17 protein-coding genes are annotated in these 12,601 nt (G+C 67.6%); 14 read left to right on the top strand and 3 right to left on the bottom strand.

What is annotated here, in order from left to right:
• Nucleotides 1-61: 61 nt before the first annotated feature.
• Entirely contained in the window at nt 62-1,648 is a 1,587-nt protein-coding gene (locus L2Z93_RS16290) for a carboxylesterase/lipase family protein (protein ID WP_306439054.1), read from the top strand.
• A 5-nt stretch (nt 1,649-1,653) separates the two neighbouring features.
• Here L2Z93_RS16290 and L2Z93_RS16285 read toward each other — a convergent pair whose 3' ends face one another.
• From L2Z93_RS16285 to L2Z93_RS16275, 3 genes are all read right to left on the bottom strand, one after another.
• Nucleotides 1,654-2,331 carry a pyridoxine/pyridoxamine 5'-phosphate oxidase gene (locus L2Z93_RS16285; protein WP_090588343.1) on the bottom strand — a complete coding sequence of 226 codons (678 nt, stop codon included), beginning with the start codon at nt 2,329-2,331 and terminating at the stop codon, nt 1,654-1,656.
• 675 nt (nt 2,332-3,006) lie between these two features.
• Nucleotides 3,007-3,306: a hypothetical protein gene (locus L2Z93_RS16280; RefSeq protein WP_090588339.1), complete on the bottom strand. Its 300-nt coding sequence runs from the start codon at nt 3,304-3,306 to the stop codon at nt 3,007-3,009.
• 195 nt (nt 3,307-3,501) lie between these two features.
• Nucleotides 3,502-3,972, bottom strand: coding sequence for a hotdog fold domain-containing protein (locus tag L2Z93_RS16275; protein ID WP_090588337.1), 471 nt, complete (start codon nt 3,970-3,972; stop codon nt 3,502-3,504).
• Nucleotides 3,973-4,052: 80 nt separating this feature from the next.
• Here L2Z93_RS16275 and L2Z93_RS16270 point away from each other — a divergent pair, with 80 nt between their 5' ends.
• From L2Z93_RS16270 to L2Z93_RS16210, 13 genes are all read left to right on the top strand, one after another.
• The gene (locus L2Z93_RS16270; RefSeq protein WP_090588334.1) at nt 4,053-4,478 is read left to right on the top strand and encodes a hypothetical protein; all 426 of its coding nucleotides are present in this window, start codon (nt 4,053-4,055) and stop codon (nt 4,476-4,478) included.
• Nucleotides 4,479-4,934: 456 nt separating this feature from the next.
• A complete protein-coding gene (rpsJ, locus tag L2Z93_RS16265) occupies nt 4,935-5,240 on the top strand; it encodes a 30S ribosomal protein S10 (protein WP_003883485.1) in 306 nt (101 codons plus the stop codon).
• A gap of 12 nt (nt 5,241-5,252) precedes the next feature.
• A complete protein-coding gene (rplC, locus tag L2Z93_RS16260) occupies nt 5,253-5,906 on the top strand; it encodes a 50S ribosomal protein L3 (protein WP_090588331.1) in 654 nt (217 codons plus the stop codon).
• Nucleotides 5,907-5,908: 2 nt separating this feature from the next.
• Nucleotides 5,909-6,556, top strand: a complete 648-nt coding sequence (gene rplD, locus L2Z93_RS16255) for a 50S ribosomal protein L4 (RefSeq protein ID WP_090588328.1) — start codon at nt 5,909-5,911, stop codon at nt 6,554-6,556.
• Nucleotides 6,556-6,858 (top strand): 50S ribosomal protein L23, encoded by a 303-nt coding sequence (gene rplW, locus L2Z93_RS16250; RefSeq protein WP_090588326.1) that lies wholly within the window; start codon nt 6,556-6,558, stop codon nt 6,856-6,858. The genes rplD and rplW overlap by 1 nt, the downstream gene beginning before the upstream one ends.
• Before the next feature lie 30 nt (nt 6,859-6,888).
• Nucleotides 6,889-7,725, top strand: a complete 837-nt coding sequence (rplB, locus tag L2Z93_RS16245; protein ID WP_090588323.1) for a 50S ribosomal protein L2 — start codon at nt 6,889-6,891, stop codon at nt 7,723-7,725.
• A gap of 13 nt (nt 7,726-7,738) precedes the next feature.
• The gene (rpsS, locus tag L2Z93_RS16240) at nt 7,739-8,020 is read left to right on the top strand and encodes a 30S ribosomal protein S19 (protein WP_090588320.1); all 282 of its coding nucleotides are present in this window, start codon (nt 7,739-7,741) and stop codon (nt 8,018-8,020) included.
• The gene (gene rplV, locus L2Z93_RS16235) at nt 8,020-8,499 is read left to right on the top strand and encodes a 50S ribosomal protein L22 (protein ID WP_090588318.1); all 480 of its coding nucleotides are present in this window, start codon (nt 8,020-8,022) and stop codon (nt 8,497-8,499) included. The genes rpsS and rplV overlap by 1 nt, the downstream gene beginning before the upstream one ends.
• Nucleotides 8,499-9,326, top strand: coding sequence for a 30S ribosomal protein S3 (gene rpsC / locus L2Z93_RS16230; protein WP_090588316.1), 828 nt, complete (start codon nt 8,499-8,501; stop codon nt 9,324-9,326). The genes rplV and rpsC overlap by 1 nt, the downstream gene beginning before the upstream one ends.
• A 2-nt stretch (nt 9,327-9,328) precedes the next feature.
• Nucleotides 9,329-9,745: a 50S ribosomal protein L16 gene (gene rplP, locus L2Z93_RS16225; protein ID WP_090588313.1), complete on the top strand. Its 417-nt coding sequence runs from the start codon at nt 9,329-9,331 to the stop codon at nt 9,743-9,745.
• Nucleotides 9,745-9,978 carry a 50S ribosomal protein L29 gene (rpmC, locus tag L2Z93_RS16220; protein ID WP_090588311.1) on the top strand — a complete coding sequence of 78 codons (234 nt, stop codon included), beginning with the start codon at nt 9,745-9,747 and terminating at the stop codon, nt 9,976-9,978. Before rplP ends, rpmC begins: the two co-directional genes overlap by 1 nt.
• Entirely contained in the window at nt 9,978-10,274 is a 297-nt protein-coding gene (gene rpsQ / locus L2Z93_RS16215) for a 30S ribosomal protein S17 (RefSeq protein ID WP_090588309.1), read from the top strand. Before rpmC ends, rpsQ begins: the two co-directional genes overlap by 1 nt.
• A 209-nt stretch (nt 10,275-10,483) precedes the next feature.
• Entirely contained in the window at nt 10,484-12,562 is a 2,079-nt protein-coding gene (locus L2Z93_RS16210) for an alkyl/aryl-sulfatase (RefSeq protein ID WP_090588306.1), read from the top strand.
• Nucleotides 12,563-12,601 lie beyond the last annotated feature (39 nt).

The raw sequence follows: 12,601 nt of genomic DNA, 5'->3' as shown, positions 1-12,601 counted from the left end.
CTGGGGTCCGGGCAGATCGGCCGCAGCCGGCGCCCGTGGACGTCCCGTAGGGTCGAAAACTGTGGGGGATCGAACGAAGGCTTGGTGGTTGCGCGCCGCGTGGCCGATCGCGCTGGCGATGCTGCTGGCGGTGACCGGGTGCGTCGGCGTCGCATCGACACCCGCTCCCGACGGCCCGATCATGACGCCGGCCGCCTGGTCCGAGCCGCTCGCGCTGCGCCAGACCGCCGCCGGCGCGGTGCGCGGCGTGTCCGGCGCCGGCTACTCGGTGTATCAGGGCATCCCCTACGCCGCCCCGCCGGTGGGCCCGCTGCGCTGGAAGCACGCGATTCCGGCCGCCCCGTGGACGGGCCTTCGCGATGCGACCGCGCCGTCGCCGCGCTGCGTTCAGGAGGGCGGCTCCGACGCTGAAGACTGCCTGACGCTGAACGTCTGGGCGCCGGTCGGCGCGCCCGCGAAGCCCGTGCTGGTGTGGTTCCACGGCGGTGGGTTCGCCTCCGGCAGCGCCAGTCTCTACCAAGCCCGACGACTCGCCGTCGACGGCGATCTGGTTGTTGTCACGGTGAACTATCGCCTTGGGGCACTTGGGTTTCTGGCGCATCCGCAGCTGGAGGACGGCAACTTCGGCTTCACCGACCAGCAGCTGGCGCTGCGCTGGGTCCGGGACAGTATCGCCGCGTTCGGCGGAGATCCGAACCGGGTGACCATCGCCGGGGAGTCGGCGGGCGCGATGGCGGTCTGCGACCACCTGTCGGCCCCGGGCTCGGCCGGACTGTTTCACGCCGCGATCTTGGCCAGCGGGCCGTGTCAGAACCAGGTGGACCTGGAGTCCGCCCGCGCTGTCGGCCGGGAGTACGCCCGATCGGTCGGCTGCCCGGACGGGTCTGACGTTGCGCGGTGTTTGCGGGCGCTTCCGGCTGCCGAGCTGCGCGGGTCGCCTTGGTATGTCCGCTACGCCCACAACCGGGTCACCGGACCGGTGTATGGCACGCCGGAACTGCCGGCGGCGGCGATGAGCCGGCTGGGTGAGCCGGGTACGGCCCGGGTTCCGGTGATGATCGGAACCACCGCCGACGAGTTCACCCTGTTCACCGCGATCACCTATCTGCGGACGCACGAATTGCCCAGCGCCGCAGAGTATCCCGGTCTGCTGAGATCGGTCTTCGGTGACGATGCGGCCGCGGTTGCCGATCGGTACCCGCTTCATCCGGGCGACGAGGTCATCGGGCGGTTCGCCGAAGCAGTCACCGACGGGGTCTTCTCCTGCCCGACGGCACGCATGGCCTCGTTGCTGTCTCGACGAGTTCCGGTGTACGCCTATGAGTTTGACGATCCAGACCCGCCAACACCGGTGTCGTTGCAGCGAGTGCCGTTCCGGGTCGGCGCGGCGCATTCACTGGAGTTGCGTTCGCTGTTCGAGATCGGTGGCGCACCGGACCTCACTGCCAGTCAAGTTCGGTTGTCGGAGCAGATGATTCGCTACTGGTCGGCGTTCGCCAGCTACGGCGCGCCCGCGGTTCCCGGCGCACCGGACTGGCCGCGATGGCGTACGGGTGAGGTGCTGTCACTGCGCCCGGACGGTCCCCGGACGATGACGACGTTCGCCACCGCGCACCACTGCGAATTCTGGAACTCCCTGGCGCGCTGAAGAATTCACGGCCAGAGCCGGATTCGGTCCCACCCGTCGTCCGCGCGCCGATAGGACAGTCGCAGGTGCCGGCGGTCCGGGTAGCCCTGCCAGAATTCGACCTCGGCGGGGCGCACGCAGTAGGACAGCCACTCCACGGGTGTCAGATCCGGATCGTCGGCCAGCTTGCGCCGGGCCTTGTCGATCTCGGTGTCCATTTCGCCGGGGTCGGCCATCGGGGTGCTTTGCCGCAGGGTCAGCGCCTGGGCCCGGGATTCCAGCGGGCGAGCGCGGAAATCGGCGGCCGCCGCGGCGGGTCCGTCGTCGACGATGTCGCCCACCACCCGAACCTGCCGGACCACGGCCGGCCAGTGGAACGTCAGCGCCGCGACGGGGTTCGCGGACAGGTCCGCGCCCTTCTGGCTGGCCGAAACAGCGGCGAAATGCCAGCCGTCGGCGTCGACGGACTTGACGATCAGCACCCGGGCGCGCGGAAAGCCGAGGGCGTCAATGGTGGAAAGCGTCATCGCGTGCGGTTCGGGCACTTCAGCGGCGACGGCTTGGCGCAGCCACTGGGCGAAGAGCGTGGCCGGGTCGCTCGGGGCCTGGTCGATGTCGAACTCGGGCGCCTCGCCGGCCAGCACCGGCAGCGCGCGCAGGAAGGCCCGTCCGCCGTCGTCGTCCGACCAGCTGGTGTGCTCCATTTGGGTAACGCTAACGCCCGCCAGAATTCGCGTGCGCTGGGTGTCGGCACAGACGGTGGCGTCCCGCGAGCGATATCACCAGGACCGAACGGACCGACCTCATGCGCACTCGGATTCTGCTCCTCGCGCTGCCAGCCACGGCCACCATCCTGACCGCGTGTTCCGGCGGTGGAGCTGTCCAAGACCGCCGATCCCAATGGCGACCCGGCCCGCGGCGCGATCATCGTCGGCGCTGCCATCGCCGCGTTTAGCCCCGACCAACAGGCCAACCTGCTTTCCAGCTGACACCTCGTGCGCTGAGCTCGGTCGTTTCGGATTCCGGGCGCGTCCTAACGTGGCATCGCTGAGGTCGCCGCCGTCGGCGGTGCTGATGTTCGTCAAAACGTGCGCGAAAAGCTGGGGGTAAACGGCAATGCGTCAGTGGCCACCCCGATTTCGCACACGTTTTGACGAAAGACGTTCAGCGGTAGGCGTACAGGTAGATTCCCGCATAGGCGAGCAGGGAGATCCACTGCGACCGTCGCACTGACGCTCCAGACCCGCGATGGTTTTGCTGCGGTGTCATCTCCGATAAGTCTCCCGTGCGCGCGTTCCACCGGCGCCGCGGTGAAGTTCACCAGGCGTCCGGGTGCTCGCCGACCACTATTCTGCGCGAGGGCTCAGCTGATCCGATGCTCAAGGCGATAGCGCCAGCAGCGCGAATCCGCCGGCGATGATGCCGGCGACGATGCGGCAGCCGACCGCCGCTCGCCCGGTTCCCAGACATCCGACGACCACTGCCGCCATGAACAGGACCCCGACGTCATCGAGACCCTCTCCGCCCCGGTAGTCGCGGGTGCCGTTCTCGAAATCGTTGGCCCACTGCGAGCTGTTGAGCGCCTGCCAGATCAGCCAGCCCGCCGCGACGGCCGCCGTGAGCGCGACGATGGCGGCCACCCGGGCCAGCCAGCGTCGTGCGGTCAGAACGGATTCCATCAGTCACTGGGCCAGGCCAACAAGGGAGCCCTTCGTAGCGAACAGATCATTCTGAATGACCAACGCCGGTCGGGGTTTGGCCGCATGCGCACCACCGCAGGCCGTCCACAGCGCTGGTTCGTCCGGTCGAGCTGCTCACGACAAAAGCGTTCCATGAAACAACCTTGTCGGTACTGCCGTCCGGCCACGATGGCCTCAGGCCGGTGTCACCCAGGTGGTGATCTCCGCGGAAACCACCTCGTCGCCGTTGCGGTCGGTGATGGACACCGGCACCACGACGTCGGTCCCTTCGGTGATCGCGTCGAAGTCGGGAATGTCGAGAGTGGCGACCGCCCGCAGCGACGTGGTGGCCTTGCCCAAGTACTGAACGTTCATCGCCTTGGGGATCCAGCGGTGCGACGAGGGAACCGTCGCTTCCATCAGCATGCCCATCGACACCTCGGCCAGATTGCAGGCCGCGATGGCGTGGAAGGTGCCGATGTGGTTGTAGACGCCGATCCATTTCGGCGCGGTCACCTCGCAGTAACCCGGCGCCATCTTTTGCACGCGCGGCATCACAGAGGCGAAGTAGGGGACTCGGGCCATCATCGCCGCGGAGAACAGCGCGGAGCCGGCCGGCTTGCCCTGCAGTTTCTGCCAGGCCTTATACGTAGGAGAGGAACCCATGTGCCGACCTTACTCCAAAGTAAGATAGCGCCGAAACTGCTGCCCGGGGACCTGCGCGGGCGCCGCTAGCGTTGTTCGGCATGGTCCGCAAGACGATGGTGACCGTGGCCGTCCTACTGGCGGTCGTGATGTGGCTGTTCGGCGGCTGCTCGTACCGGTACCCCGACGTGGTCGTCACCAAACTGGACCGTGACGGCGCCGTCCGGGTCGCCGTCGGCAAGTACCTGGCGATCATGCTGCCCGGCGACTATGAGGCCACCGGGTGCCAGTGGGCTGACGAGGACGGGCCGGACTGGGACGTCCTGCGCCCGCGGGTGTCCATCTATTCCCCGCGCGCACGCCCACTCGAGGGCGGGGAACCCGGCCGCTACGCCGATGTCTACCTCGCGGTCTCCCCGGGCGTCACCCGGATCGGCCTGGTGCAGAAAACCGGCGGATACCCGGCGCGGGTATGCGACCGGTTCGCGGTGGAGGTCGAGGTGGTTGGGCGATTCGATCTCCGCTGAATCCAGAAAACGAATATATCTGCGCGCTCGGCGCTTAATAGAGCCACGCGGAACCGCGCCAGCTGCCGCGCAGAACGGCGACCGGGGCAGAGCGCGACGCCCGACCCGCGATCCCCAAACGCCCAGGTGGCACACTGGGACGGGCCGACGGGCGGGCCGCTCACGAGCGTTCCACCTGCGATTTGGAGCCCGCGCCGATCTAGGGCATACTGTTCGGGTTGCCTTGAGCCGGGTTCGCGCCTGGCCGGGCATACGAGCGGCGTCCACACGGACGCCTTCGGTCCACCCAGGAGAACACCGATTATCAGGGGTTTTCGCGGGCGCGAGCGGGCGACACGCCCGACCGCGGGGGGCCGGAGCACTTAGACAGGTAAACAGCGGCGGCAGTCGAGCGCGCAATGCGCCGGAGGCACCACGTCTGGGGTCACCCAGGCATAACAGTGAGGTAGGAGAAGCGTGGCGGGACAGAAGATCCGCATCAGGCTCAAGGCCTACGACCACGAGGCGATTGACGCCTCGGCGCGCAAGATCGTGGAGACGGTCACCCGGACGGGCGCCAGTGTGGTCGGCCCGGTGCCGCTGCCGACCGAGAAGAACGTGTACTGCGTTATCCGGTCGCCGCACAAGTACAAGGACAGCCGCGAGCATTTCGAGATGCGCACCCACAAGCGGCTCATCGACATCCTCGACCCGACGCCGAAGACGGTTGACGCGCTGATGCGCATCGACCTGCCGGCCTCCGTCGACGTGAACATCCAGTAGGAGACCAGAGATATGGCTAGGAAAGGCATTCTGGGCACCAAGCTGGGCATGACGCAGGTGTTCGACGAGAACAACAAGGTCGTCCCGGTGACTGTCGTCAAGGCGGGCCCCAACGTGGTGACCCGCATCCGCACCGAGGAGCGCGACGGCTACAGCGCCGTGCAGCTCGCCTACGGCGAGATCAGCCCGCGCAAGGTCAACAAGCCGGTCACCGGTCAGTTCGGCGCCGCCGGGGTCAACCCGCGTCGGCACCTGGCCGAGCTGCGCCTGGACGACGAGGCCGCGGCCGCTGATTACGAGGTCGGCCAGGAGCTGACCGCCGAGATCTTCGCCGACGGCGCTTACGTCGACGTCACCGGCACCAGCAAGGGCAAGGGCTTCGCCGGCACCATGAAGCGGCACGGCTTCCGCGGCCAGGGCGCCAGCCACGGCGCGCAGGCCGTGCACCGCCGGCCCGGCTCCATCGGTGGCTGCGCCACCCCGGGCCGTGTCTTCAAGGGCACCCGGATGTCCGGCCGGATGGGCAACGAGAAGGTCACCACTCAGAACCTGAAGGTGCACAAGGTCGACGCCGAGAACGGCGTGCTGCTGATCAAGGGCGCCATCCCCGGCCGCAACGGCGGCCTCGTCATGGTTCGCACCGCGATCAAACGAGGTGAGAAGTAGTTATGGCAACGAAGATTGACGTCCGGACCCCGGGCGGCAAGTCCGACGGCAGCATCGAGCTGCCGGCTGCGCTCTTCGACGTGGAGCCCAACATCGCGCTGATGCACCAGGTGGTCGTCGCGCAGTTGGCCGCCGCTCGGCAGGGCACCCACTCCACCAAGACCCGCGGCGAGGTCCGCGGCGGTGGCAAGAAGCCGTACCGGCAGAAGGGCACCGGCCGCGCCCGTCAGGGTTCGACCCGCGCCCCGCAGTACACCGGTGGCGGCGCCGTCCACGGCCCCAAGCCGCGTGACTACAGCCAGCGGACCCCGAAGAAGATGATCGCCGCCGCACTGCGTGGCGCTCTGACCGACCGGGCCCGCAACGACCGCATCCACGCGGTCACCGAGCTGGTCAGCGGCCAGACCCCGTCGACCAAGAGCGCCAAGGAATTCCTGGCCAGCCTGACCGGGAACAAGAAGGTGCTCGTGGTCATCGGCCGCACCGACGAGGTCGGCGAGAAGAGCGTGCGCAACCTGCCGGGTGTGCACATTGTTTCTCCCGACCAGCTGAACACCTACGACGTGCTCAACGCCGACGACGTGGTGTTCTCGGTGGAGGCCCTCACGGCGTACATCGACGCGAACACCAAGCAGGAGGTGTCGGCCTGATGGCAACCCTGACCGCCCCCCACGACATCATCTTGGCCCCGGTCATCTCGGAGAAGGCTTACGGCCTCATCGAGGGCAACGTCTACACGTTCCTGGTCCACCCGGACTCGAACAAGACGCAGATCAAGATCGCCATCGAGAAGATCTACAAGGTCAAGGTCGACTCGGTGAACACCGCCAACCGGCAGGGCAAGCGCAAGCGGACCCGCGCCGGCTACGGCGTGCGCAAGAGCACCAAGCGCGCGATCGTCACCCTGGCCGCCGGCGAGCAGCCGATTGACGTGTTCGGAGCGCCGGCCTGACGGCCCGGCGACGACTAGAGGAATCCACTGATGGGAATTCGCAAGTACAAGCCGACGACCCCCGGTCGCCGCGGTTCTAGCGTCTCCGATTTCGCCGAGATCACGCGCGACCATCCGGAGAAGTCGCTGGTTCGCCCGCTGCACAGCACCGGCGGACGCAACGCCCACGGCCGTATCACCACCCGGCACAAGGGTGGCGGCCACAAGCGCGCCTACCGCGTCATCGACTTCCGTCGCAATGACAAGGACGGCGTCAACGCCAAGGTCGCGCACGTCGAGTACGACCCGAACCGCACCGCGAACATCGCGCTGCTGCACTTTGTCGACGGCGAGAAGCGCTACATCATCGCGCCGCAGGGCATCAAGCAGGGCGACGTGATCGAGTCCGGGCCGAACGCCGACATCAAGCCCGGCAACAACCTGCCGATGCGCAACATCCCGGCCGGCACGCTGATCCACGCCGTGGAACTGCGCCCGGGCGGCGGCGCCAAGCTGGGCCGCTCCGCCGGCGCCAGCATCCAGCTGCTGGGCAAGGAAGGCGCCTACGCCACGCTGCGTATGCCTTCCGGTGAGATCCGCCGCGTCGACGTGCGCTGCCGCGCCACCGTCGGCGAGGTCGGCAACGCCGAGCAGGCCAACATCAACTGGGGCAAGGCCGGCCGGATGCGGTGGAAGGGCAAGCGCCCGACCGTCCGCGGTGTCGTCATGAACCCGGTCGACCACCCGCATGGTGGTGGTGAGGGCAAGACCTCCGGTGGTCGCCACCCGGTCAGCCCGTGGGGCAAGCCCGAGGGCCGCACCCGCAAGCCCAATAAGCCGAGCGACAAGCTCATCGTCCGCCGCCGGCGCACCGGCAAGAAGCGCTAGGGAGTAACCAGCGATGCCACGCAGCCTCAAGAAGGGCCCGTTCGTCGACGACCATCTGCTCAAGAAGGTCGACGCCCAGAACGAGAAGAACACCAAGCAGGTCATCAAGACCTGGTCCCGTCGGTCGACCATCCTCCCCGACTTCATCGGACACACCTTCGCCGTCCACGACGGCCGCAAGCATGTGCCGGTGTTCGTCAGCGAATCGATGGTCGGGCACAAGCTGGGCGAATTCGCCCCGACGCGGACCTTCAAGGGTCACATCAAGGACGACCGGAAGAGCAAGCGCCGCTAATGACTACCGTTACCGAATACCCGTCCGCCTCTGCGCAGGCCCGGTTCGTCCGCGTGTCGGCGAGCAAGGCTCGCCGGGTCATCGACCTGGTCCGCGGCAAGTCCGTCGAGGAAGCCCTCGACATCCTGCGCTGGGCGCCCCAGGCCGCCAGCGAGCCGGTCGCCAAGGTGATCGCCTCCGCCGCCGCCAACGCCCAGAACAATGACGGCCTGGACCCGGCCACCCTGGTGGTGGCCACCGTCTACGCCGACGAGGGCCCGACCGCCAAGCGTATCCGGCCGCGTGCCCAGGGCCGCGCCTACCGGATCCGCAAGCGGACCAGCCACATCACCGTCATCGTGGAGAGCCGTCCCCCCAAGAAGGACGCCGCCAAGAGCAGCTCGGGCGCGCGCGCCCGGCGCGCCCAGGGCAGCAAGGCCGCCGCGGAGAAGAAGGCAACCACTAAGGCTTCCAGCGAAGCGAAGGGAGGCTCGAACTAGTGGGCCAGAAGATCAACCCCCACGGCTTCCGGCTCGGCATCACCACCGACTGGAAGTCCCGGTGGTACGCCGACAAGCAGTACGCCGACTACGTCAAGGAAGACGTCGCGATCCGCAAGCTGCTGGCCACCGGCCTGGAGCGGGCCGGCATCGCCGACGTCGAGATCGAGCGCACCCGTGACCGGGTCCGTGTCGACATCCACACCGCCCGGCCGGGCATCGTCATCGGCCGCCGCGGCGCCGAGGCCGACCGGATCCGCACCGACCTGGAGAAGCTGACCGGCAAGCAGGTCCAGCTGAACATCCTCGAGGTGAAGAACCCCGAGGCCCAGGCGCAGCTGGTGGCCCAGGGCGTCGCCGAGCAGCTGAGCAACCGTGTGGCGTTCCGTCGCGCGATGCGCAAGGCGATCCAGTCGGCGATGCGCCAGCCCAACGTCAAGGGCATCCGCGTGCAGTGCTCTGGCCGCCTCGGCGGCGCCGAGATGAGCCGCTCGGAGTTCTACCGCGAAGGCCGGGTGCCGCTGCACACGCTGCGCGCCGACATCGACTACGGCCTGTACGAGGCCAAGACCACCTTCGGCCGGATCGGCGTGAAGGTCTGGATCTACAAGGGTGACATCGTCGGTGGCAAGCGTGAGCTGGCCGCCGGCGCGCCCGCCGACCGCCCCCGCCGGGAGCGGCCGACGGGCACCCGTCCGCGCCGCAGTGGGGCCTCGGGCACCACTGCCACCAGCACCGACGCCGGCCGTGCGGCCAGCGACGACACTGCTGCCGTCGAAACCGCCGCCTCGGCGGAGCCGATGGCGCACGAGAATACGGAGAGCTAGTCATGCTGATTCCCCGTAGGGTCAAGCACCGCAAGCAGCACCACCCCAAGCAGCGTGGGGTTGCCAGCGGCGGCACCACCGTCAGCTTCGGTGACTACGGCATCCAGGCTCTGGAGCACGCCTACATCACCAACCGGCAGATCGAGTCCGCTCGTATCGCCATCAACCGGCACATCAAGCGTGGCGGCAAGGTGTGGATCAACATCTTCCCGGACCGCCCGCTGACCAAGAAGCCGGCCGAAACCCGCATGGGTTCGGGCAAGGGCTCGCCGGAATGGTGGGTCGCCAACGTCAAGCCCGGACGCATCCTGTTCGAGCTGAGCTACCCCAACGAGGAGACCGCGCGCGCCGCGCTCACTCGTGCGATCCACAAGCTGCCGATCAAGGCACGCATCGTTACCCGAGAGGAGCAGTTCTGATGGCAGTGGGAGTTTCCGCTGGCGAACTGCGTGAGCTCAGCGACGACGAGCTGACCGACCGCCTGCGCAAGTCGAAGGAAGAGCTGTTCAACCTGCGCTTCCAGATGGCCACCGGACAGCTGGAGCGCAACCACGCGCTGGGCCGGGTCCGCAAGGAGATCGCACGGATCTACACCGTGCTGAACGAACGTGAACTGGGCCTGTCCGCCGGGCCCGCAGGTGAGGAAGCGTAATGGCAGAGACCAAGGGCCCCAAGCACACCCCGGCCGCCGAGAAGCCGCGCGGCCGTCGCAAGACGGTCATCGGCTACGTGGTCAGCGACAAGATGCAGAAGACCATCGTCGTCGAGCTGGAGGACCGCAAGTCCCACCCGCTCTACGGCAAGATCATCCGCACCACCAAGAAGGTCAAGGCGCACGACGAGAACGGCGACGCCGGCATCGGCGACCGCGTCTCGCTGATGGAGACCCGTCCGACCTCTGCCACCAAGCGGTGGCGTCTGGTCGAGGTCCTCGAGAAGGCCAAGTAAGACCTCGAAGCACCCAAAAGGGCCGTGCGCATTCGTTGCGCGCGGCCCTTTTGCCATTCGACGGCGCGGCGCCGAAAGAATGGCGATCTCACCCGAATCGGGTGAGGAAATTCCGGCCCGACGGGGTATTCGCCGAGGATATCTCGCGTGTTCAGCGAATTTGTCGCGTCGGTATTGGTGCCGGTGGGTCTCGGCAATAGTCTGACCGCATGAACACCCCGCCGGCGCCGCACGCCGCAGCCGCGTCCCCTGCCCGGTTCTCCCGGCGCGCCGCCCTGAGCCGCCTCGGCGTCGTGGGTGTCGGAGCCGTCGCCGCCGGTTCGCTGCTGGCGTCCTGCGCGGACGGCGGCGGATCCGGAGACGGCGGCGACGGCGCGCTGGAGACCAACACCGATCCCAAGCCCGCGTCGGAGGCCACCAAGGCCGCCAACCAGAAGCTCTACGACGAGCTGCCGTTCGACGACCGCGACGATTTCGAGGACGCCTCCCGCAACCTCGTCGACCGGCCCGACACCCTGACCATCACCAACGAGGACGGTTCGGTGGCCTGGGATCTCGAGGAATACAAGACCTACATCACCGCGGACGCGAAGGCCCCGGACACGGTGAACCCCAGCCTGTGGCGCAACGCCCAGCTGTGCATGAACTACGGCCTGTTCAAGGTCACCGACCGCATCCACCAGGTGCGCGGCTACGACCTGTCCAACGTCACCTACATCGAGGGCGACACCGGCTGGATCGTCTTCGACCCGCTGCTGACCCCGGCGACCGCCAAGGCTGCCCACGCGCTGGTCACCAAGAATCTGGGCGAGCGGCCGATTCACGCGGTGGTGTACAGCCACTCGCACACCGACCACTACGGCGGTGTCCGCGGCGTCATCAATCAGGCCGACGTCGACGCCGGCAAGGTCAAGGTCATCGCCCCGGCCGGGTTCGTCGACCACGCGGTCAGCGAGAACGTCATCGCCGGCAACGCCATGTCACGCCGCGCGGTGTACATGTACGGCGCGCTGCTGCCGCGCAATCCCCAGGGCGGCGTCAACGGCGGGCTGGGCATGACGATCTCCAACGGGTTGCCGACCATGGTGCTGCCCACCGAAAGCGTCTCCGAAACCGGCCACACGATCACCATCGACGGCGTCGAGATGGTGTTCCAGATGACCCCGGGCACCGAGGCGCCCAGCGAGATGAACACCTTCTTCCCGCAGTTCAAGGCGATGTGGATGGCCGAGAACACCACCAACACCATGCACAACCTGCTCACCCTGCGCGGCGCGCAAGTGCGCGACGCGGCGAGCTGGGCGTCCTTCCTGGATGAGACCATCCGCACCTACGGGCCGAACACCGAGGTCAAATTCCAGAGCCACCACTGGCCGATGTGGGGCAACGAGAAGGTCATCGACTACTGGAAACGCCAGCGCGACATGTACAAGTACATGCACGACCAGTCGGTCCGGATGATGAACGAGGGCATGATCGGTTCGGAGATCGCCGAGGAGATCGCCTTCCCGCCGGAGCTCGACACCTACTGGCCCGACCGCGGCTACTACGGCACGCTGCGGCACAACAGCCGCGCGGTGTACCAGCGCTACATGGGCTGGCATGACGGCAATCCGGCGGACCTCAACGACCTCCCGCCGGTGGACGCGGCCCGCAAGTACGTCGACTATATGGGCGGCGAGGCGAACATCCTGTCCAAGGCCAAAAGCGACATCGACGCGGGTGAATACCGCTGGGCCGCCATGGTTCTCAAGCACGTGGTGTTCGCGAACCCGGACAGCGTCGACGGCAAAAACCTGCTGGCCGACGCGTTCGAGCAGATGGGCTACCAGGCCGAGTCCGGGCCGTGGCGCTCGGTGTACCTGCAGGGCGCCTACGAACTGCGCAACGGGGTGCCCGACGTCGCGGTGTCCGACACCGCGAGCCCGGACACCATCGAGGCGATGCCGCCGGAATTGATGTTCGACTACCTGGCGGTGCGCCTCAACGGCCCGCGCGCGGCCGGCAAGAACCTCACCATCAACGTCACCCTGGACGACCTGAAATCCGACTACACGTTGACGGTCGAGAACGCGGTGCTGCATTACGCGCCCGGAAAGGCCGACGGCGCCGACGCGAGCCTGACCCTGAGCAAGGAGACGCTCAACCAGATCCAGCTGGGCAAGCTCACCCTGCAGGAGGCCATCGACTCGAAGAAGGCCACGCTGGACGGGAATAGGGACGCGGTCACCGAGTTCGTCGGCCTGCTCGACGAATACCCGTTCTGGTTCAACATTGTGACGCCGTGAAGGTGACGGTTCCTCGGGAATCGCGCCGTCTGTCAACGC

This window comes from Mycolicibacterium brumae, from assembly GCF_025215495.1.
GTDB lineage: Bacteria > Actinomycetota > Actinomycetes > Mycobacteriales > Mycobacteriaceae > Mycobacterium > Mycobacterium brumae.
The sequence above is the reverse complement of the archived record's forward strand: the minus strand, read 5'-3'. Positions and strand labels throughout refer to the sequence as shown.